Annotated in this window: 19 protein-coding genes and 1 tRNA gene; 6 read left to right on the top strand and 14 right to left on the bottom strand. The window is 65.1% G+C overall.

Features of this window, described 5'->3' with window-relative positions:
- Positions 1-5: 5 nt before the first annotated feature.
- A complete protein-coding gene (locus BVC93_RS08655) occupies positions 6-362 on the top strand; it encodes an ArsR/SmtB family transcription factor (protein WP_083736808.1) in 357 nt (118 codons plus the stop codon).
- A gap of 59 nt (positions 363-421) precedes the next feature.
- Positions 422-1,714: an MFS transporter gene (locus BVC93_RS08650; RefSeq protein WP_083736807.1), complete on the top strand. Its 1,293-nt coding sequence runs from the start codon at positions 422-424 to the stop codon at positions 1,712-1,714.
- A gap of 153 nt (positions 1,715-1,867) precedes the next feature.
- On the opposite strand, the gene BVC93_RS08645 is transcribed toward BVC93_RS08650, so the two are convergent.
- Genes BVC93_RS08645 through BVC93_RS08635 form a run of 3 tightly spaced genes read right to left on the bottom strand, consistent with a single transcriptional unit; the run spans position 1,868 to position 4,797 of the window.
- Positions 1,868-2,641 (bottom strand): ABC transporter ATP-binding protein, encoded by a 774-nt coding sequence (locus BVC93_RS08645; RefSeq protein WP_083736806.1) that lies wholly within the window; start codon positions 2,639-2,641, stop codon positions 1,868-1,870.
- 7 nt (positions 2,642-2,648) lie between these two features.
- Positions 2,649-3,740, bottom strand: coding sequence for a FecCD family ABC transporter permease (locus tag BVC93_RS08640; protein WP_335583124.1), 1,092 nt, complete (start codon positions 3,738-3,740; stop codon positions 2,649-2,651).
- Between the two features lie 22 nt (positions 3,741-3,762).
- Positions 3,763-4,797 carry an ABC transporter substrate-binding protein gene (locus tag BVC93_RS08635; protein WP_083740907.1) on the bottom strand — a complete coding sequence of 345 codons (1,035 nt, stop codon included), beginning with the start codon at positions 4,795-4,797 and terminating at the stop codon, positions 3,763-3,765.
- A 78-nt stretch (positions 4,798-4,875) separates the two neighbouring features.
- Between BVC93_RS08635 and BVC93_RS08630 the strand changes: the two genes are divergently transcribed.
- Positions 4,876-5,640, top strand: coding sequence for a class I SAM-dependent methyltransferase (locus tag BVC93_RS08630; RefSeq protein WP_192860231.1), 765 nt, complete (start codon positions 4,876-4,878; stop codon positions 5,638-5,640).
- Positions 5,641-5,910: 270 nt separating this feature from the next.
- Here BVC93_RS08630 and BVC93_RS08625 read toward each other — a convergent pair.
- Positions 5,911-5,985 (bottom strand) — tRNA-Thr (locus BVC93_RS08625).
- A 116-nt stretch (positions 5,986-6,101) separates the two neighbouring features.
- Positions 6,102-6,836 (bottom strand): hypothetical protein, encoded by a 735-nt coding sequence (locus tag BVC93_RS08620; protein ID WP_083736804.1) that lies wholly within the window; start codon positions 6,834-6,836, stop codon positions 6,102-6,104.
- A 115-nt stretch (positions 6,837-6,951) separates the two neighbouring features.
- Between BVC93_RS08620 and BVC93_RS08615 the strand changes: the two genes are divergently transcribed.
- On the top strand, positions 6,952-7,677 hold the full coding sequence (locus tag BVC93_RS08615) for a response regulator (RefSeq protein ID WP_192860230.1): 726 nt from the start codon (positions 6,952-6,954) through the stop codon (positions 7,675-7,677).
- 17 nt (positions 7,678-7,694) lie between these two features.
- Positions 7,695-9,152 (top strand): sensor histidine kinase, encoded by a 1,458-nt coding sequence (locus BVC93_RS08610; RefSeq protein ID WP_083736802.1) that lies wholly within the window; start codon positions 7,695-7,697, stop codon positions 9,150-9,152.
- 1 nt (position 9,153) lies between these two features.
- Here the strand turns inward: BVC93_RS08610 and BVC93_RS08605 are convergent, their stop codons facing one another.
- Together BVC93_RS08605 and BVC93_RS08600 are read right to left on the bottom strand one after the other, a co-directional pair.
- Positions 9,154-9,555 (bottom strand): HIT family protein, encoded by a 402-nt coding sequence (locus BVC93_RS08605; protein WP_083736801.1) that lies wholly within the window; start codon positions 9,553-9,555, stop codon positions 9,154-9,156.
- 156 nt (positions 9,556-9,711) lie between these two features.
- Entirely contained in the window at positions 9,712-10,596 is an 885-nt protein-coding gene (locus BVC93_RS08600; RefSeq protein WP_083736800.1) for a LysR family transcriptional regulator, read from the bottom strand.
- An 83-nt stretch (positions 10,597-10,679) separates the two neighbouring features.
- On the opposite strand from BVC93_RS08600, the gene gabT reads away from it, so the two are divergent.
- On the top strand, positions 10,680-12,008 hold the full coding sequence (gene gabT / locus BVC93_RS08595) for a 4-aminobutyrate--2-oxoglutarate transaminase (RefSeq protein WP_442929031.1): 1,329 nt from the start codon (positions 10,680-10,682) through the stop codon (positions 12,006-12,008).
- Here the strand turns inward: gabT and BVC93_RS08590 are convergent, their stop codons facing one another.
- The 7 genes from BVC93_RS08590 to BVC93_RS08560 all read right to left on the bottom strand — a co-directional run bounded on the left by BVC93_RS08590 (position 12,009) and on the right by BVC93_RS08560 (position 18,130).
- A complete protein-coding gene (locus BVC93_RS08590; RefSeq protein ID WP_083736799.1) occupies positions 12,009-13,136 on the bottom strand; it encodes an NDMA-dependent alcohol dehydrogenase in 1,128 nt (375 codons plus the stop codon). It abuts the gene before it with no gap.
- Between the two features lie 106 nt (positions 13,137-13,242).
- Positions 13,243-13,794: a hypothetical protein gene (locus BVC93_RS08585; RefSeq protein ID WP_083736798.1), complete on the bottom strand. Its 552-nt coding sequence runs from the start codon at positions 13,792-13,794 to the stop codon at positions 13,243-13,245.
- 2 nt (positions 13,795-13,796) lie between these two features.
- A complete protein-coding gene (locus BVC93_RS08580; protein ID WP_083736797.1) occupies positions 13,797-14,003 on the bottom strand; it encodes a ferredoxin in 207 nt (68 codons plus the stop codon).
- 4 nt (positions 14,004-14,007) lie between these two features.
- Positions 14,008-15,366, bottom strand: coding sequence for a cytochrome P450 (locus tag BVC93_RS08575; RefSeq protein WP_083736796.1), 1,359 nt, complete (start codon positions 15,364-15,366; stop codon positions 14,008-14,010).
- A gap of 114 nt (positions 15,367-15,480) precedes the next feature.
- Positions 15,481-16,308: an SDR family oxidoreductase gene (locus BVC93_RS08570; RefSeq protein ID WP_083736795.1), complete on the bottom strand. Its 828-nt coding sequence runs from the start codon at positions 16,306-16,308 to the stop codon at positions 15,481-15,483.
- A complete protein-coding gene (locus tag BVC93_RS08565; RefSeq protein ID WP_083736794.1) occupies positions 16,308-17,522 on the bottom strand; it encodes a cytochrome P450 in 1,215 nt (404 codons plus the stop codon). The genes BVC93_RS08570 and BVC93_RS08565 overlap by 1 nt, the downstream gene beginning before the upstream one ends.
- On the bottom strand, positions 17,519-18,130 hold the full coding sequence (locus BVC93_RS08560) for a TetR/AcrR family transcriptional regulator (protein WP_083736793.1): 612 nt from the start codon (positions 18,128-18,130) through the stop codon (positions 17,519-17,521). The genes BVC93_RS08565 and BVC93_RS08560 overlap by 4 nt, the downstream gene beginning before the upstream one ends.
- Between the last annotated feature and the right edge of the window lie 182 nt (positions 18,131-18,312).

The following is an 18,312-nucleotide window of genomic DNA, read 5'->3' as shown; positions in this document are numbered from 1 at the left end:
GGCAGATGGGTCACGGCCTGGAGGGTGCAGCGGGCACGCCCGCTGCGTCGCTGGATGCGGCTGCTGCAGCCAAGGTCGCCGAGACTCTCCAGGCGCTCGCCTCCCCGAATCGCCTATTGATCCTCACCACGCTGCGCCAGTCGCCGTGCACGGTCACCGAACTGTCGGCGGCGGTGGGGATGGAACAGCCCCAGGTTTCTCACCAGCTGCGCCTTCTTCGGGCACTGGGCCTGGTCAGTGGTGAGCGGGCGGGGCGCAACATCGTCTACCGGCTCTACGACAATCACGTCGCGCTGCTGCTGGACGAGGCTGTCTATCACATCGAGCACCTGCGCCTCGGCGCGCGCGACATCACCGCCTGATTCCGACTCCTGCCTTTTCCAGCACTTGCCTGCACACTCATCTGCCTTACTATCTACGTATGCACGCAGATAGTAAGGTGCGCGGAATCGGGGTTCTGAAGAATCTTCAGTTCCGCCGCCTCTTCTCGGCCCAGGTGGTGGCGCTGGTGGGCACCGGCCTGCTGACGGTTGGGCTCGGTCTGCTCGCCTATGACCTCGCCGGCGACTCCGCCGGCGCCGTGCTGGGTACGGCATTGGCCATCAAGATGGTGGCGTATGTGGTTGTGGCACCGGTGGTTTCGGCGGCGTTCTATCGCGTTCCCCGACGGGTGTTGATGGTCGGTGCCGATGTGTTGCGGGCGGCCATCGCGGTGCTGCTGCCTTTTGTCGACCAGGTGTGGCAGATCTACGTCCTGATCTTCGTGCTGCAAGCCGCCTCGGCCACCTTCACGCCTGCCTTCCAGTCGGTGATTCCCAACGTGTTGGTGGACGAAGAGGAGTACACACGCGGGCTGGCCCTGTCCAGGCTCGCCTACGACCTCGAGACCTTGGTCAGTCCCATGCTTGCCGCCGCGCTGCTGTCGGTCATGTCGTACAACTATCTGTTCCTCGGCACGGTGGCCGGATTCGTCGCCTCCGCTGCACTGGTGCTCCGAACATGGTTGCCTGCAGCGGACGCTGATGTGACCGGTTCATTCTGGGGGCGGGCGACGGCCGGTATGCGTGTGATGGTGCGACGTCCCGTGCTCCGCGCGCTGCTGGGGCTGAATCTCGCTGTCGCCTCGGCCACCGCCCTGGTGGTGGTCAATACCGTCGTCTACGTCCACGAGGTGCTGGCCAGTTCCAGTTCGGCGGTGGCAATCCTGTTGGCTTGTTACGGCGGTGGCTCGATGGTCGTTGCGCTGTCGGTGCCGCGGCTGCTGCGGTCGACATCCGACCGTCGGATCATGGTGTCCGGCGCGACGCTGATCGCCGTGGCTCTCTCGGTGGCCGCCGTGCTGTTGTGGATACGTCCCGGTACTTCACCGGGGTGGGTGCTGTTCGCGCTCGTCTGGGTGGCCCTGGGGGTGGGGGCGTCGCTGATAAACACCCCGGCAGCGCGCCTGGTGCGCTACCAGACGGACGCCGACGAACGGCGTGCGGTGTTCGCGGCGCAGTTTTCGTTGTCCCACGCCTGTTTCTTCCTCACCTATCCGCTGGCCGGCTGGCTCGGGGTACTGGCCGGTCAACCCGTGGCTGCCGCAGTGCTGGCGATGGCGGCCGGCTGTGCTGCCGTGGCGGCGGCGCGGACGTGGCCGGCATCCACGCGCCAGCTCAACAGCGGACCTGGCTGTACTTCATGCAGGTCTACCATCGTGTCGAGTACGAGATGATGGGCGGATTCCGGTGTCTCGCTGGGCGATCACACCGTAATGAAGGCACTCTCGCAGTGCCCGACGATTGGCCTCAGCCGCGGTCCGCCGTGGCATCAAGACTGATCGATTGACAAAACTGACCCCTTGGGGCGAGTGCTGCCGCAATGACGTTCAGACAGATGCTCCGACAAAGCTCACGCGGACTGCTCCGTGGGTCGGCTCACGATCGACGACCGCCTCGACTCCGTACACATCCGCCAACAGGTCTGCGGTGAGCACTTTCTCGGGAGCGCCTGCGCCGGCGACCCTGCCGCCGTCGAGAACCACCAGATGATCGCAGTACCGGGCCGCGAGGTTGAGGTCATGCAGCGCGATGATGCACGTGGCCTCCAGAGCACGCAGCAGATCCATGAGCTCGAGCTGGTGCCGGATGTCGAGGTGATTGGTGGGTTCGTCGAGCAGGATCTCTCGTGGCTGCTGAGCCAGCGCGCGTGCGAGCTGCGTGCGTTGGCGTTCCCCGCCGGACAGACTGTGCCAGCTGCGGTGCTGCAGGTGGGTGATGTTCACCTGCTTCAGGGCGGCGTCGATGATCTCGTCGTCGACCGGTGACAGGGCGGCGAAGCGACCGCGAAACGGGATGCGGCCGATCTCGACCACCTGACGCACTGTCAGGTCGGTGTGGGCGATCGAGTCCTGTTCGACCACCGCAAGCCGCGTGGCCACTGCGCGACGGCGCATGGTGTGCAGATCCTGATCGTCGTACCGGATGACTCCGGTCTCTGGAACTCCCAGCCCGGCAAGCAGTCTCAGCAAGGTGGTCTTCCCCGAACCGTTGGGGCCCAGTAAGCCGACCACCTGCCCTGATCGGGCATCGAGATCGACGCTGTCCACCAGGCGGTGGCCCTTGACCGACCGCGAGACGCTGGTCGCCGAGATTGTGGCCATCAGGCGCTCACCCGGCGAAGGACGAGCGCAAACGCCGGTGCGCCCAGCAGGGCGGTGATGACCCCGGCGGGCAGTTCGTGGGGGAGAAGGCGGTGCGTGCGACGGTGTCGATCCAGATCAGGAACGTTGCACCGATCAGGGCGGACAGGGGTAACAGGGTGCGATGCATCGGGCCGACGAGAATGCGTACCACGTGGGGCACCAGGAGTCCCAGAAAACCGATCGCCCCGGATGCGGCGACGGCGGCGGCGGTGACGACCGCGGTCAAGATCATCAGCCAGACCCGCGCCGCCGTGACGTTGATGCCCAGCGCTGCCGCAGAGTTCCAGCCGAAGGTGAAGGCATCGAGCGCCGGTGCAAAGAACTGGATCGACACCACCCCGGCGAGAATCACGATTGCCGCCAGGATCGTAGGCTCCCAGCGTGCGCCGGCCATCGAGCCGAGCAGCCAGTAGGTGAAACCGCGGGTGGAGTTGGCGTCGCCGTTGATCATCAGGATCACCGATGTCACCGCTGCGAAGAACTGGGAAACCAGCACACCGGTGAGGACGACGCGTGAAGGACTCGTGACGCGGCCGCCTCTGATCAGCAGCAGCAGCACACTGAACGAGACCAGCGCCCCCACGAAAGCACCTGCGGACAGCGATATCCCACCGCCTACCCCCAACAGCAACACCGCGACTGCGCCGGTGGATGCCCCTGACGAGACCCCGAGCAGATAGGGATCGGCCAGCGGGTTGCGGGTCACCGATTGAAGCACTGCGCCCGATGCCGCCAGCGCCGCTCCGACCAGGCCGGAGAGGAGGACCCGGGGCACCCGTGACTGCCAGACCAACGCGTCCATCAACGCGGGCAAAGGTTCGGTGGGAGCCAGCGCGGACAGTCCGATGTGCCGCAGGATCGTCGACACGACATCGACCGGACCGATGTTCGCCGTGCCTACCAGCGCGGCGCCGGCGATCGAGGCCAGCAGGGCCGCGATGGCAACCCCGAAGACCGAAACAGTGACGAGGGGATGTGTCGTGCGTCGGCGCGAAGGCGAAGTCGGTTCTGCCTCCGTTGCCCGAGTGTGAACGGCGATACCGCGGCCGGGTGTCATCGGCGAGGCTGGCAATCAGCGGTCATTGGAGGGCCAGGACGCCTTCGGCAAGCGCCGGCACCGCGTGGACACTGCCGTAGCTGGGATCCATGTAACTGCCTGGAAGGACGATGAATCGGTTGTTCTTGACAGCATCCAACTGGCTGGTCAGCGGATCCGATCTCAGCATGTCGATCTTCTCCTGGGCGGTGTCACCGGGCTCGCCGCGCGTCAGATCGGCCAGGACCATGATGTCGGGGTTCCGGGCGGCCACTTCATCCCAGCTGACCTCCGGCCATTTGGTCGAGGCGTCGTCGAAGATGTTCTCGACGCCCACCAGTTCGGAGATGTACTGCGGTAGGCCACCGGGGCCGGCGGCCCATGGGGTACCTCCGTAGGTGGAGTAGAACCACATGACCGTGGGCGTTCCGTCGATCGCCGCAGCAGTCTCGAGTCCGCCATCCAGTATCGCCTGCTGCTCGTCGGCCAGTTGTTCGCCTCGGGAAGGCACGTCGAAAATGGTTGCCAGATTGCGGTATTCGGCGAAGAGCAAGTCGAAGTCAGCGTCGGGCACGGCCGCGTGATAGTTGCAGTCGAACTCGGTGAGGTACGTCGGAATGCCCAGTGCGTGCAGCTCCTCACGGGTTCCCGACTGCTCCGGTGTGAAGAAGCTCGCGAACGAGGAGTAGACGAAGTCCGGTTGTGCGGCCAGCAGCGCCTCGTGTTTGATCTCCTGACCGTGTCCCGACAGCATTGGCAGGGCCTCGTATTCGCCGGCGATGGCGGTCGGAACCGCGTCGAGTTCGTACCCGGTTCCCACGATCCTGTCGGCCAGACCGAGATGGATGAGTATCTCAGCGGCCGACTGGTTGAGGGTGACCACCCGTTGCGGCGGACGGTCGACGGCCACCTCGGATCCGCAGTTGTCGATGTTCACCGGGTACGTGGTGGCGGACTCTGCTGCGGCCGAGACGATCCGGCCGCTGACGGTCGAGCGCGGGTCGTCGCCCGGTCGTACGTTCGCGCATCCGGTGGAAGTCAGTGTCAACCCGATCGCAATGATGAAAACGGTTTTCATTATCATCTGCACCCGGCGAGGATAACGCATCCGCGCCGGAGCCCCCGAGCGCCGGCCCCTGACAGAGAGGTGTCCGTAGTGACCCAAACACCGAATGAGCAGCTGGATCATCTGATCTCCTCCTGGGAGGAGCAGCAGGATGCCTACGTCAACCGCCGTGCCGACCGGTTCGAGATCGTCCTCGATGCCCTGGCTTATGCGCGCCCGGGGGTGCGGTCGGTTCTCGACATCGGGGGAGGTCTCGGATCCTTCTCGAAGTTGATTCTGCGACGGTTTCCCGACGCCCAGGTCGTCACCGTCGATCATGACCCGGCCTTGTTGCGCCTGGCTGCTCATAATTTGGCGGAGTTCGGTAGCCGCAGTGTCATTGTCGACGCCGATCTCCGTGATCCGGCGTGGCCACGGTCGCTGGCCGGTGTCGTCCCCGACGCCGTGGTTTCCAGCACTGCGCTGCACTGGCTCTCCAGCGCCGAGGTGGTGAGCCTCTATGCGCTCCTGGGCGCGCTGATCGCCGCCGATGGGGTGTTCTTCAACGCCGACCATCTGTCCCACGACGTGTCCGGCCCGTTCTTCCGCGACGTCAGCATTGCTGATGACACCGCACAGCAACGCCGTGGTTTCGACGCCGGTGTACCGGATTGGGATCGGTGGTGGAATCAGGTGCGTTCCGAGCCGGCCTTCGTCGATCTGGTCGCCGAACGGGATCGACGATTCTCCGATGCTCCGGACAATCTCGACCTCACTCCCGATTTCCACCGAGAGGCGTTGCGCGTGGCCGGCTTTGCCGAAACCGGAACTCTCTGGCAGCACTTCGACGACTACGTCGTGTACGCGGTCAGGTAAAGGTCGTCATCTGTGCTCGGCGAGATGACTGTGCGTCACACCCATTGAGGACGGCGGCTGGCGTGTTGGTGATCAGATGGGGTGCAAAGGCGAACGAGTGACGTAGGAATTGTGGCCATCCAGGCGCGGATGTTCTTCAACGGGGCGGTGACCAGGCCGCCGGGGCTGTCCGGGTTACGCGCGGCGGCATAGACTTTTGCCGCTCCGCGCGATCGGCGCCCGTCGCCAGTGCCACGGATCCGTTGATGTTCATGGCCAACACGTCACCCTTGGAGCCCCCGGTCAGGATTGAACTGACGACCTTCGCTTTACAAGAGCGGTGCTCTACCACTGAGCTACGGAGGCGGATCGAACGAGGCACAGCTTATCCGCTTGCGCCTCGAGCACGAAAATGCGCCGAACGGCACTCCAGGTGCGGTGGTGTTCTTGGGGCTCGTGCCTCACTCCGCGTCGTCGCCCGGTCAGTCCTCTTGATCGATGATCCGCTGTGACGTCACCGGGCGTGACGGTGGCCTGCGGTCGAAGCGGCGCGGCAGTGGAATGCGGTCAGCGATGTTCGACAGCGGATTCACCACTGAACTGAGCGTGATGACGGCTTCGCGCAGCGTCTCGATGGTGGGAGCAAGGGCTTCCAGTCCCGGCGCCAGCCGGTTGAGGGTGTCGGCCACGTCGGCCAGCTGCTCCAGAGGCCCGTTGCGGGCGGTCAGCTTCTCGATCAGCCCGCCCTCGGCCAGCAGCCGGTCGGCCAACCCATCCTCGGCCAGCAGTCTTTCGATGAGGCCGTCCTCGTCGAGCAGTTGATCCACCAGGCCGCCCGGTGCCAGTGCACGCTCCAGACCGCCACCTTCGGCGGTGAGCTTGTCCAGCAGCCCGTCCTCCGCTGTCACGCGGTCCAGCACCCCGCCCGGCGCGGTCAGCCGGTCCACCAGTCCGCCGGGGCGCAGTAGCCGGTCGACGGGACCGTCGGTGGCCAGCGCGCGGCCCAGTGGAGCGTCGTCATCGATCAGGCCTGCGATGCGGTTGGCACGGGCCACGGTGTCGTTGATGCCGAAGATGTTGGGCACCGCGGCACTGGTGCCGTCCTCACCCAGGGCCCGTTTGGCCACGTCAACTGCACCGCCTGCAATTCCGAGGCCGGCTTCGGCCGCGGCGAGTCCGATGCGAACCGGCGCCGTTGCCAGTGCCAGAAGATCCATGTCGGCCAGTCTAGGACGGCCAACAGTCGTTACCGGCGGTACTGTCAATACGCCGACTCACAGGAAGTGCACAGCTAGCTCCCTGGTGGCGTACAAGGAATTGGTAGGAGATTAGATGCTTATGGGAGCGCCAGCATCAACTGTCACCAAACCCGAGGCCAGGGTGCTGGTCGTCGACGACGAGACCAACATCGTCGAACTGCTGTCTGTGAGCTTGAAGTTCCAGGGATTCGAGGTATACACAGCGGTCAGCGGCCCGGCGGCGCTGGATCGCGCCCGTGAGGTCAAGCCCGATGCCGTGATCCTCGACGTGATGATGCCCGGCATGGACGGCTTCGGGGTGCTGCGCAGGCTGCGGGCCGACGGCATCGACGCGCCCGCGCTGTTCCTCACCGCCCGCGACAGCCTGCAGGACAAGATCGCCGGGCTGACCCTGGGCGCCGATGACTACGTCACCAAGCCGTTCAGCCTCGAAGAGGTGGTGGCCCGGTTGCGCGTGATCCTGAGGCGCACCGGCAAGACCACCGAGGAGCCCAAGAACTCCCGCCTGGTGTTCGCCGACATCGAACTCGACGAGGACACCCATGAGGTGTGGAAGGCCGGCGAGCCGGTCTCGCTGTCGCCCACGGAGTTCACCTTGCTGCGTTACTTCGTCATCAACGCGGGCACGGTGCTGTCCAAGCCCAAGATCCTCGATCACGTGTGGCGTTACGACTTCGGCGGAGACGTCAATGTCGTCGAGTCCTACGTCTCCTACCTGCGTCGCAAGATCGACACCGGCGACAAGAGGCTGCTGCACACCCTGCGCGGTGTCGGATATGTGCTCAGGGAGCCGCGGTAGTCGCGGACACTGGTTCCATGGCCGAGTACCTACGCCGAGGTGTGCCCCTTCGGGTGGCGCTGGTAGCGGCGACCCTGGTCCTGGTGGCCTTCGGGCTGCTCGCTTCGGGCATCGCCGTCACCACCATCATGAGCCACAGCCTGATGAGCCGGATCGACCAGACTCTGGTCGACGCCTCCCAGAGCTGGGCCCAGGAGCCGCGCCCGATGTCGGCGCCACCCTACGAGGGGCCCAATCCGCAGCGTCCGCCGTCGAGCTTCTACGTCCGGGGCGTCAGTAGTGACGGCCGGGTGTGGATGGCGGTCAACGACCGCGATGCCGAACCTGCGCTGCCCAATCACAACGACGTCGGACCCATTCCCACCACGGTCGGTTCCATGGACGGTTCGCACGTGCAGTGGCGGGCGGTGTCGGTTCGCGGCTCTCACGGTGAGCTGACCACGGTGGCCATCGATCTGTCCGATGTGCAGTCGACGGTACGTTCGCTGGTCTACACCCAACTCGGCATCGGGGCCGCCGTGCTCTCGGTGCTGGGGGTGGTCAGTTTCGCAGTGGTGCGCCGCAGCCTGCGGCCGCTGGCCGAAGTCGAGGAGACTGCGGCGGCCATCGCCAGCGGTGAGTTGGATCGCCGTGTGCCGCAGCGGGATCCGCGTACCGAGGTGGGCCGGCTGTCGCTGGCCCTCAACGGCATGCTGGCGCAGATCCAACGCGCTGTTGCCGCGTCGGAGGATTCAGCCGAGGATGCCCGCCGCTCCGAAGAACGGATGCGGCGCTTCATCACCGACGCCAGCCATGAGTTGCGCACACCTTTGACCACCATCCGCGGGTTCGCCGAGTTGTACCGGCAGGGTGCCGCCCGCGACGTCGAGATGTTGATGTCGCGGATCGAGAGCGAGTCCAGCCGAATGGGCCTGCTGGTCGAAGATCTGCTGCTGCTGGCGCGCCTGGACGCCCAGCGTCCGCTGGATCAGCATCGTGTCGATCTGCTGGCACTGGCCACCGACGCGGTGCACGACGCGCAGTCGGTGGCGCCGCGTCGACGCGTCAGCATGGAGGTGTTCGACGGACCGGGCACGCCCGAGGTCATCGGCGACGAGCCCCGGCTGCGCCAGGTGCTGGGCAACCTGGTGGCCAATGCCATCCAGCACACTCCGGAGACCGCTGGCATCACCGTGCGGGTGGGCACCGAAGGCGACAGCGCCATCCTCGAGGTTGCCGACGAAGGGCCCGGCATCAGCGAAGATGATGCCCAGCGAGTGTTCGAGCGGTTCTATCGCACCGATTCTTCCCGGGACAGGGCAAGCGGCGGAACAGGTTTGGGCCTGTCGATCGTCGACTCGTTGGTGTACGCGCACGGTGGCACCGTGAAGGTGACCACGGCCCCGGGCAAGGGTTGCCGGTTCGAGGTGCGGTTACCCCGGTTCCACGACGTGGACGTCGACGTCGCCGAGGACGCCCACGCCACCGTCAGCTGACCTACAGCTCGGCCAGTGCCGCAATGATCTTCGCCTGCGCCTCGTCCAGAGATTCCGGTGACGGGTTCGGGTCGGCGTTGGAGATGTTGACGTCGTCGAGGGTGTAGGCCGGGAATACGTGCAGGTGCAGATGCGGCACCTCCAACCCCGCGATCAGCAGTCCCGTCCGGGGTGCGTCGAACGCCTTCATCACCGCCTGGCCGATCCGCTGGGTCAAGGCGGTGATCCGACCCCATACCGCGGGATCGACGTCCTGCCACTGATCGATCTCGGCTCGTGGCACCACCAGCGTGTGGCCCTGGGTCACTGGGGCGATCGTGAGGAACGCGACGAACTCGTCGTCCTCGTAGACGAAGCGTCCGGGCAGCTCACGGTTGATGATCTTGGTGAAGACAGATGCCATGTGGCCCAGCCTAGGCCGGTCGACGAGCCCGAGGGACGAGGGGGAGAGAGGGCCGGCCGTGGGGTTTGAGCCGGTCGACGAGCCCTGGGGGTACCCCCGGCGAAGCCAGGGGGCGGGACGAGGGGGAGAGAGGGCCGGCCGTGGGGTTCGAGCCGGTCACCCGCGCGGATAGCGACTCCGGGTGAAGTCGCGCAAGCGGACCGCAAGGGCCCGCAAGGTGTCGAATGCGGGATGCCGGGGATCCCAGGTGGCCGTCAGGCCGATGTCCAGTCGGCGGGCCGGGTTGGCGTAGGTGAGTTCCAGCGGGACGAGTCCGAACCGGGGATCGTCGGTGGCGATGGCAACACCTCTACCCGCGGCGGAAAGTGCTTGGGCAACCGTTCCGCTGGCCGCCTCGACGGCGCCCGCCGTCGCCAGCCCGAGGTGTGCCAGCGCCGCCTCCCACGACCTGCGTGCTGACGTACTAGTCGGGGGGAGCAACACGGTTTCCGTCACCGCCTCCTCGACGCCGATCACCGTTCGTGCGGCCCAGCGGTGGTGTTCGGGTACCTGCAACCAGACGGGCAGCCGGGCTATCGCTTCGCGGGCGTACGCGCTCGGTGGCTCCGCCGTCGTGATCACCAGATCTGCTCCGCGCGCGAACAGTGCCTGCGCGTCGACGTCGTCGGAGGACCAGACATCGGTGGTGGGATCGTCACCGGCGAGCGTCGCGACGAAGGGGGCGACGACATCGTTGAGGGTGACCGACGGTGCGGCGATGGTCATCTTCTCCAGCCGTCCCCGCGAATGAACGGCGGCCGCCACCGCCAGCGCTCTGCTCTTGGCGAGTAGTTCCTGAGCCGCGGGCAGCAGGGCGTGGCCGGTGCTGTTCGGAGTGAGACGCCCGCTGCGTCGGTCGAACAGGTCGACACCCAGCTCCGATTCCAACAGCCGGAGTTGGCGCGAGAGGTTCGGCTGCGTGGTGTGCAGGACGGTCGCGGCTCGGCTCACCGAGCCTTCCTCGCAGACCGTGACGAAATAGTGGACGTGTCGGAGCTCCATATCTGAAACTATGCCTTGTAGGCATGGAGATCTGTACAAACAAGTATTCGACAGCATGGATGCGCTGAGAGAGGCTGACTCCCATGATCTCGCCGCTGGCCCAGACCCGCCATCTCGCGACCTCGTTGCCGGGACCGCGGTCCAAGGAACTGATGGATCGCAAGGCACAGTCGGTGGCCTCCGGCGTCGGAACCACGATGCCCGTCTTCGCCGTTCGCGCCGCCGGCGGCATCGTCGAGGACGTCGACGGCAACCGGCTGATCGACCTCGGCTCCGGGATTGCGGTCACCACTGTGGGCAACAGTGCCCATCGGGTGGTCGAGGCGGTACAGCGCCAGGTTGAGCAGTTCACACACACCTGCTTCATGGTGACGCCCTACGAGCCCTACGTCGCGGTCGCCGAAGCGCTCAACCGACTCACCCCGGGCGATCACGAGAAGCGTACGGCGCTGTTCAACTCGGGCGCCGAGGCGGTGGAGAACGCGGTCAAGATCGCCCGCGCCCACACCGGGCGCCAGGCTGTGGTGGTCTTCGACCACGCCTACCACGGTCGCACCAACCTGACGATGGCGATGACGGCCAAGAACATGCCCTACAAGCACGGTTTCGGCCCGTTCGCCGGTGAGGTGTACCGGGCGCCGATGTCCTACCCGTTCCGCGACGGCACCGATGGCACAGAAGCCGCCCGCGTCGCCATCGACCTCATCGACAAGCAGGTCGGCGCCGACAATCTGGCCGCGGTGGTGATCGAGCCGATCCAGGGCGAGGGCGGCTTCATCGAACCCGCCCCTGGCTTCCTACCGACCCTGGCCGAATGGTGCCGTCGTGTCGGCGTGGTGTTCGTCGCTGATGAAGTCCAGACCGGATTCGCGCGCACCGGAGACCTTTTCGCGTGCAACCACGAAGGTGTGGTGCCCGACCTCATCGTGACGGCCAAGGGCATCGCGGGCGGTCTGCCGCTGTCCGCGGTCACCGGCCGGGCCGCCATCATGAACGCGGCCCACGTCGGGGGTCTCGGCGGAACCTACGGCGGCAATCCCCTTGCCTGTGCCGCTGCTCTGGCCGCCATCGAGACCATCGAGGAAGACGGTCTTCTCGCGCGTGCCAAGGAGATCGAGCAGCTGATGACATCACGGCTGCGGGCGCTGCAGCAGGCCGACGACGGCCGCATCGGGGACATCCGGGGCCGCGGCGCCATGATCGCGGTGGAGCTGGTCGAGGCCGGCACCACACGGCCGGCGTCCGCTCTCGCGCGTGCGGTGTCCGCGGCCGCGCACGAGGCCGGAGTGATCGTCCTGACGTGCGGGACGTTCGGGAACGTCCTGCGCTTCCTGCCGCCGCTGACCATCAGTGACGAGTTGTTGCAGGAAGCGTTGTCGGTCCTGGCCGACGCCTTCGCCGCTATCGCGTGATCAGCGGTCGGCGTCGGTGTACCGGATGACGCCGCGGATGTTGCGTCCTTCCAGCATGTCCTTGTAGCCGTCGTTGATCTGCTCCAGCTTGTACTGGCGCGTCACCATGTCGTCGAGGTTGAGGCGCCCGGCCTTGTACATCGACAGCAACTGCGGGATGTCGTGGTGTGGGTTACCGCCACCGAAGATGGTGCCCTGCAGGTTCTTCTGCATCAGGGTCAGCATCGCCAGGTTGAGGTTGACCTCGGTGTCGAGCAGGCTGCCGATGGCGGTCATCACGCAGGTGCCGCCCTTGGAGGTCAGGTTCAAGTAGTTGTCGACGTCCTTGCCATCGAGTTCACCCACGGTGACGATCACCTTCTTGGCCATCAGGCCCCAGGTCACCTCCGCGATGCCCGCCATCGCGGAGAAAATGTCCGGGTAGACGTGTGTCGCACCGAATTTCAGTGCCTGGTCGCGCTTCCACTCCACCGGGTCGATGGCGAAGATGTACCGGGCGCCCGCGTTGAGAGCGCCCTGTAGGGCGCCCATCCCGACACCGCCGACGCCGACGATCGCGACGTCCTCGCCCGGGCGGATGTCACCACTGCGCACCGCCGAGCCGTAGCCGGTGGTGACACCACAGCCCACCAGGCAGGCGACCTCGAACGGGATCGACTTGTCGATCTTCACCACCGAGCTCTTGTGCACCACCATGTAGGGGCTGAAGGTGCCCAGCAGTGTCATGGGGAAGACGTTCTCGCCCCTGGCGTGGATGCGGTGGGTACCGTCGGACACCGCGGTGCCGCCGAGCAGGCCCGCGCCAAGGTCACAGAGGTTGCGAAGCCCCGCCTGGCAGGACGGACATGAACCGCACGACGGGATGAACGACAGCACCACGTGATCGCCGGGTTCGATGCCTTCGACGCCGGGCCCCACCTCGGTGACCACGCCCGCGCCCTCGTGCCCGCCGAGAACGGGGAAGCCGGCCATCGGAATTCCGCCGGTCACCAGGTGGTGGTCCGAATGGCACATGCCCGACGCTTCCATCTGGATCTTGACCTCGTCTTTGACGGGGTCACCGATCTCGATCTCCTCGATCGACCACGGCTGGTTGAACTCCCAGATGAGTGCGCCTTTGGTCTTCATGTTCGCAATCCTGCTTTCTCCGAGAGTGATCTCGGCACGGCTTCACAGACTGTAGTGACGAAGGTCTCACCTGAACTCGACGGGTGTCAAGCGCCAGCGGTGTGGGTCACCAGATCGGTACGGGTGCGGTGCCCAACGCGTAGTAGCCGGGCAACCTCTCGCCTGAGAGGCTGCGCTCGATCCGCTTCTGCATGGTGGGGGTGAGGTCGCCGGACTCGATCAGTTTCATGAACGCCTTCTGCACGTGGCCGAAGTCGAAGAAATCACGCTGCCACTCGATCAGCATCTGATCGTTGAGCCGGAACCAGCTGCCGCCGATACCGTAGATCTCGTCGGTGGAACCGTCGCTCTTGTTGGCGAGCTGCTTCCAGAACCCGACGATCTCGCCCTGCTTCTCGTCGATCAGCGTCTTCTGGTATTCGTAGACCCAGTTCTCCAGGCCCTGCATCTCCAAACCGAGTGCCACGTCTCGGATTTCGTCGCGGCCGATGCACATGACGTCTTCCTTGGGGCCGATGTTCCACCCGTAGGTGGCGTCCTCGGTGTAGAAGTCGGCGAGCGGCTTCCAGTCGCCTGCCGCCTCGGCATCCCGGTTGGCTTTCAGCCAGCGTTCGACCCAATCTTCGAATCGGGCGCGCCGCGCCCCGTAGTCAGTCATTGTCAGTCCTTTCCTGTCAGTGAAATTGCCTGGGTAGGACACATTTCGATCGCCCGCTCGACATCCTCGCGGAGCTCGTCGGGAGGCTCGGGGTCGAGAATCTCCACGACGCCGCGCTTGGGCACCTTGAACACGTCAGGTGCCTCCAGCTCACACATGGCGTGACCCTGGCACAGGTCGTCGTCGAGTTCAACGCGGTAGCAACCCATTCCATCAATCCCTGATGCGCTTGCGGTACTTCACTCTTGCCGGCCTGGCCAGTTGCACCACCATCTTGGAGTGGTCGTTGCGGTAGCTTTCGGGGGGTTGAGACATCTCGAACTCGTACTCGCGCAACAGCACCGAGAAGATGGCCTTGATCTGCATCTGGGCGAACGCCGCGCCGACGCAGCGGTGTTTGCCCGCGCCGAACGGAATCCAGGTCCACCGGTTGAGCAGGTCTTCCTGGCGCGGCTTGTTGTAGCGGTCGGGATCGAACGCGTCAGGTTCGGGGAAATCCTCGGGGATCCGGTTGGAGATGGCCGGGGAGGCGGCCACCATCTGACCCTTGTGGATGGGGTGACCCGCGACCTCGAACTCGTCCTGGGCCACCCGCATCAGGATGATCAGTGGCGGATGCAGCCGCAGGGTCTCCTTGAGCGCGTTGTCGATCTTTGGGATTTGGCGCAGCGCATGGAAACTCACCTCCTGGCCGTCGGAGTACAGCTCGTCGAGTTCGGCCTGTACCTGGGCGTAGTAGTCGGGGTGGCGCAGCAGTTCGATCAACGTCCAGCTCGACGTGCCCGAGCTGGTGTGGTGGCCGGCGAACATCAGCGAGATGAACATGCCGGTGACCTCGTTGGCGGAGAAGCGCGGGTTGCCGTCGGAGTCCTTGATGGAGACCAGCACGTCGAGCAGATCGCGATCACTTTTGTCCGTTGGTGGGTTGGCGATGCGGCCGTTCATCACTTCCTGCACCAGCTCCACCAGGCTGGCGCGGGCCTGGTCACGGACGCGGAAACTCTCGATCGGCAGATAGGGATCGACGTAACACAGCGGATCGGTGCCTCGCTCCAGCAGGTGGTAGTACTTGGCGAACCGCGAGTCGAGTTGGTTGCGGAACTTGGCGCCGATCAGACATGCGGTGGAGGTGTAGATCGTGAGCTCGGCAAAGAACTCCAGTAGGTCGATCTCACCGGTGTCGCCCCAGGCCTCGATCATTCGCCGGACCTCGTTCTCGATGGTCGCCGCGTGGCCCTTCATCTGCTCACCGCGCAGTGCGGTGTTGTGCAGCATCTCCGCTCGGCGCTCGGGGTCGGCGTCGAACACCACCCCTTCACCGAAAATCGGCGTCATGAACGGGTAGGCGAGCGCCTGATTGAGCTCGCTGTCGCTGGAGCGGAAGAAGAACTCGTTGGCCTCCGAGCCGGACAGCATCACCACCTGCTTGTCGGCGAGCTGGAACCAGCCGACGTCACCGCACTCCTGCCGGATGCGTTGCATCAACCCGATCGGGTCGGTGCGGAACTCCTCGAGATGGCCGTGCTCTTCCCCTTCACCCCCGGAGACCCGGGGAACAACCGCAGTAGTCATGTGCTCGCTCCTCCTCCGCGCTCGTTCCTCGCGCCGCATCGGTCGACTCGCGTGGTCATGTGCTCGCTCCTCCTCCGCGCTCGTCCCTCGCGCCGCATCGGTCGACTCGCGTGGTCATGTGCTCGGCATTCCTTCCTCGCCGAGAGCAAGTTTCTGGCGGTCGGTGGTGGCCGCCAAAGGAGCTTCGGGCTGCAACTCCATGTTGGCGATGAATCCGCCGCGGGGCGTCTCGGCGACGAAGGTGATGGCACGCGCCAGATCCGATGCGCGCAGAAAGTAATCGTGACGGGCCTGGCCCCATTTGGCCCAGTCCTCCAGGGCCGGACCGATCTTGTCGGCGGGCAGACTCCAGCCCATCGATGTCTTGGTGGGCCCGGGGTGCACGATCGACGCGCGGACACCAGTACCTTCGAGTTCCATCTGGTAGTTGGCCACCATGGCCACCAGTGCCGCTTTGGCGGCCCCGTAGGCACCCATGTGGGGCCGCTGGCGCAGTGAGACATCGGAACCCACGAAGATCAGGTCGCCGCGCTGGCGTTCCAGCATTCCCGGAAGTACCGCCTTGGACATCTGGAAAGCGCCCATCAGGTGGATCTGCAGTTGTGACTCGAATTCATCACCGGTGATCTCGGCGAGCTTGCCGAAGTAGGTGTCGCCCGCGCCGGCAACCAGGACCTCGATCTCGCCGAGAGAATCGATAGATTGCGCAACAAAGGATTCCACCGAGTTGGGATCGGTGACGTCGAGATGGAAGCCGACTGCCTCACCGCCGTCGGCGTTGATCTTGCCCACCAGGTCCTCGATCTTCTCGACCCGCCGCGCGCCCAATGCGACAGGAAAGCCGCGACGGGCGAGCTCGATGGCGGTGGCCTCACCGATACCGGACGATGCTCCGGCGACAATGGCGGGCCTGCGTTCGGGCAGCGGTGCAAAGCGGGGCATCAGCCGATCTCCAGTTTCATGGGCAGGTGGGCGAATCCGCGGACATTGCTGGAGTGGACGCGCACGGCGTTGTCCTCGTCCACCTCGAATCCGTTGATGCGCTTGAACAGTTCGGTGAGCGCCACCCGTGCCTCCATCCTGGCCAGGTGTGCACCCAGGCAGAAGTGGGCACCGCTGCCGAAACTCATCAGTTTGGAGCCGATCTCCCGTCCGATCACAAACTGGTCCGGATTGTCGAAAACCCGCTCATCGCGATGGGCGGAGCCGGGCAGCAACAGCAGCACGTCGCCGTCCGGAATGGTGGTGTCATACAGTTCGAGGTCGCCCTGAACGGTGCGGGCCAAGATCTGGCTGGAGGTGTCATAGCGCAGGGTCTCCTCGACCCACAGTGGGATACGGGCGTGGTCCTGATGCACAGTCCGCAGCTGATCGGGATTGTGATGGCCCCAGAATGCCGCATTGGCAAGCAGTTTGGTGGTGGTCTCGTTGCCGGCGATCACCATGAGGAACATGAAGCCCAGTACTTCGTCGTCGGTGAGTCGGTCGCCGTCGATTTCGGCTTCCAGCAACGCCGACGTCAGGTCGTCGGTGAGGTTGGTACGGCGCTGCGCGACCATCTCCTGGTAGTAGACGATCAAGTTGATCGAGGCTTCGATGGCCTCGGGGGGAACGTCGGTGACGCCTTCCTCGCGGTGCATCACGCCGTCGGCCCACGCCCGCACCTTGTCACGGTCGGGTTCTGGCACGCCCATGAGCTCGGAGATGACGTCCATGGGCAGCTTGCCCGCGAATTCGTCGACGTAGTCGACGCATGCTCCGCCCGCGGCCTTGTCGAGCATGGTGTCGAGATGCTGCACCGCGATCTCGGTGACACGGGGTTCCAGTTCACGAATGCGTCTCGGGGTGAATCCTTTTGAGACCAGAGTGCGTAGCCGCAGATGTGACGGGTCATCCATGGCCAGAAACGACATGGTCTTGGCAGCGTGGGGCCCGCGGGATGCGGGATCCAGCGAGACGCCGAACTTGTTGGACAGCGTGGTGCTGTTGCGGAAGCCGGCCAGCACGTCGCGGTGTCGTGACACCGCCCAGAATCCGAGTTCCTCGTTGCGGTACAACGGCGCCTCGTCACGTAGCCGTCGGTAGTACGGATACGGATCCTCATGGAAGTCGTAGTTGTAGGGATCCAGAACGACTTTGTCGGCTGAAACAGTCATGCTTCTCCCAAAACCGGGGGGCTGCCCAGTACAAGGCCGACCATGTAGGTCAGCCGGTTGGCAATCTGGTGGTAGGTGAAGGCGCCGCTGCCTGCTTGGACCAGGGCACCGAAGAACGCCATCTCCAACGCCGATACCGCCCGCGGATCGGCATCGGGGCCCATGGCGGAGATGACCCTACGGTGGATCTGGGCACCGATACGGTCGCGGACCGCCTTGACTCCCGCGTCGTTGCCGGACATCAGCGCGGCGGTGCAGGCGGCGGCCACCTCGGGTTCGTCGGCCACCACCAGCGCCAAGGCGCGCAGCACGCTGTCCACCCGGGTTACCACGTCCACGTTGACGTCGGTGAAGAACGGGACCTGCTTGATCAGGTCCAGATACACCTCGGCGATCAGATGGTTCTTCGAGGAGAAGTAGGTGTAGGCGGTGGCCGGTGCCACCTGAGCCCGCTTGGCGACCGCGCGCACGGTGAGATCCGCGTACGACGATTCACGCAGCATCTCCACCCCGGCTGCCAGCACCTTGCGAAATGTCTCCTCCTGGCGACGGTTCCTGGGAACCTCGCCGAGCTCGGATGTGACTGCCACCACGGCGTCGCTGGACACATGTCCAAGTTATCCGAGCCGGCGGCGATTAGGCAAGGTGTGTACGCAAAATGCCAGTACAAGGCCATCGAGTTGAACATTCGACGTCGCGGGAGAGGTGCGCCCTTGCCTTCCATGGTTGTGCACGGCTATGTTCGGATCACAATCGATCAGACACCTGTCCAGGTTGCTGGATGCGGAGT

The sequence above is a fragment of the Mycobacterium sp. MS1601 genome, assembly GCF_001984215.1.
GTDB lineage: Bacteria > Actinomycetota > Actinomycetes > Mycobacteriales > Mycobacteriaceae > Mycobacterium.
This window is presented reverse-complemented; position numbering and strand designations above follow the sequence as displayed.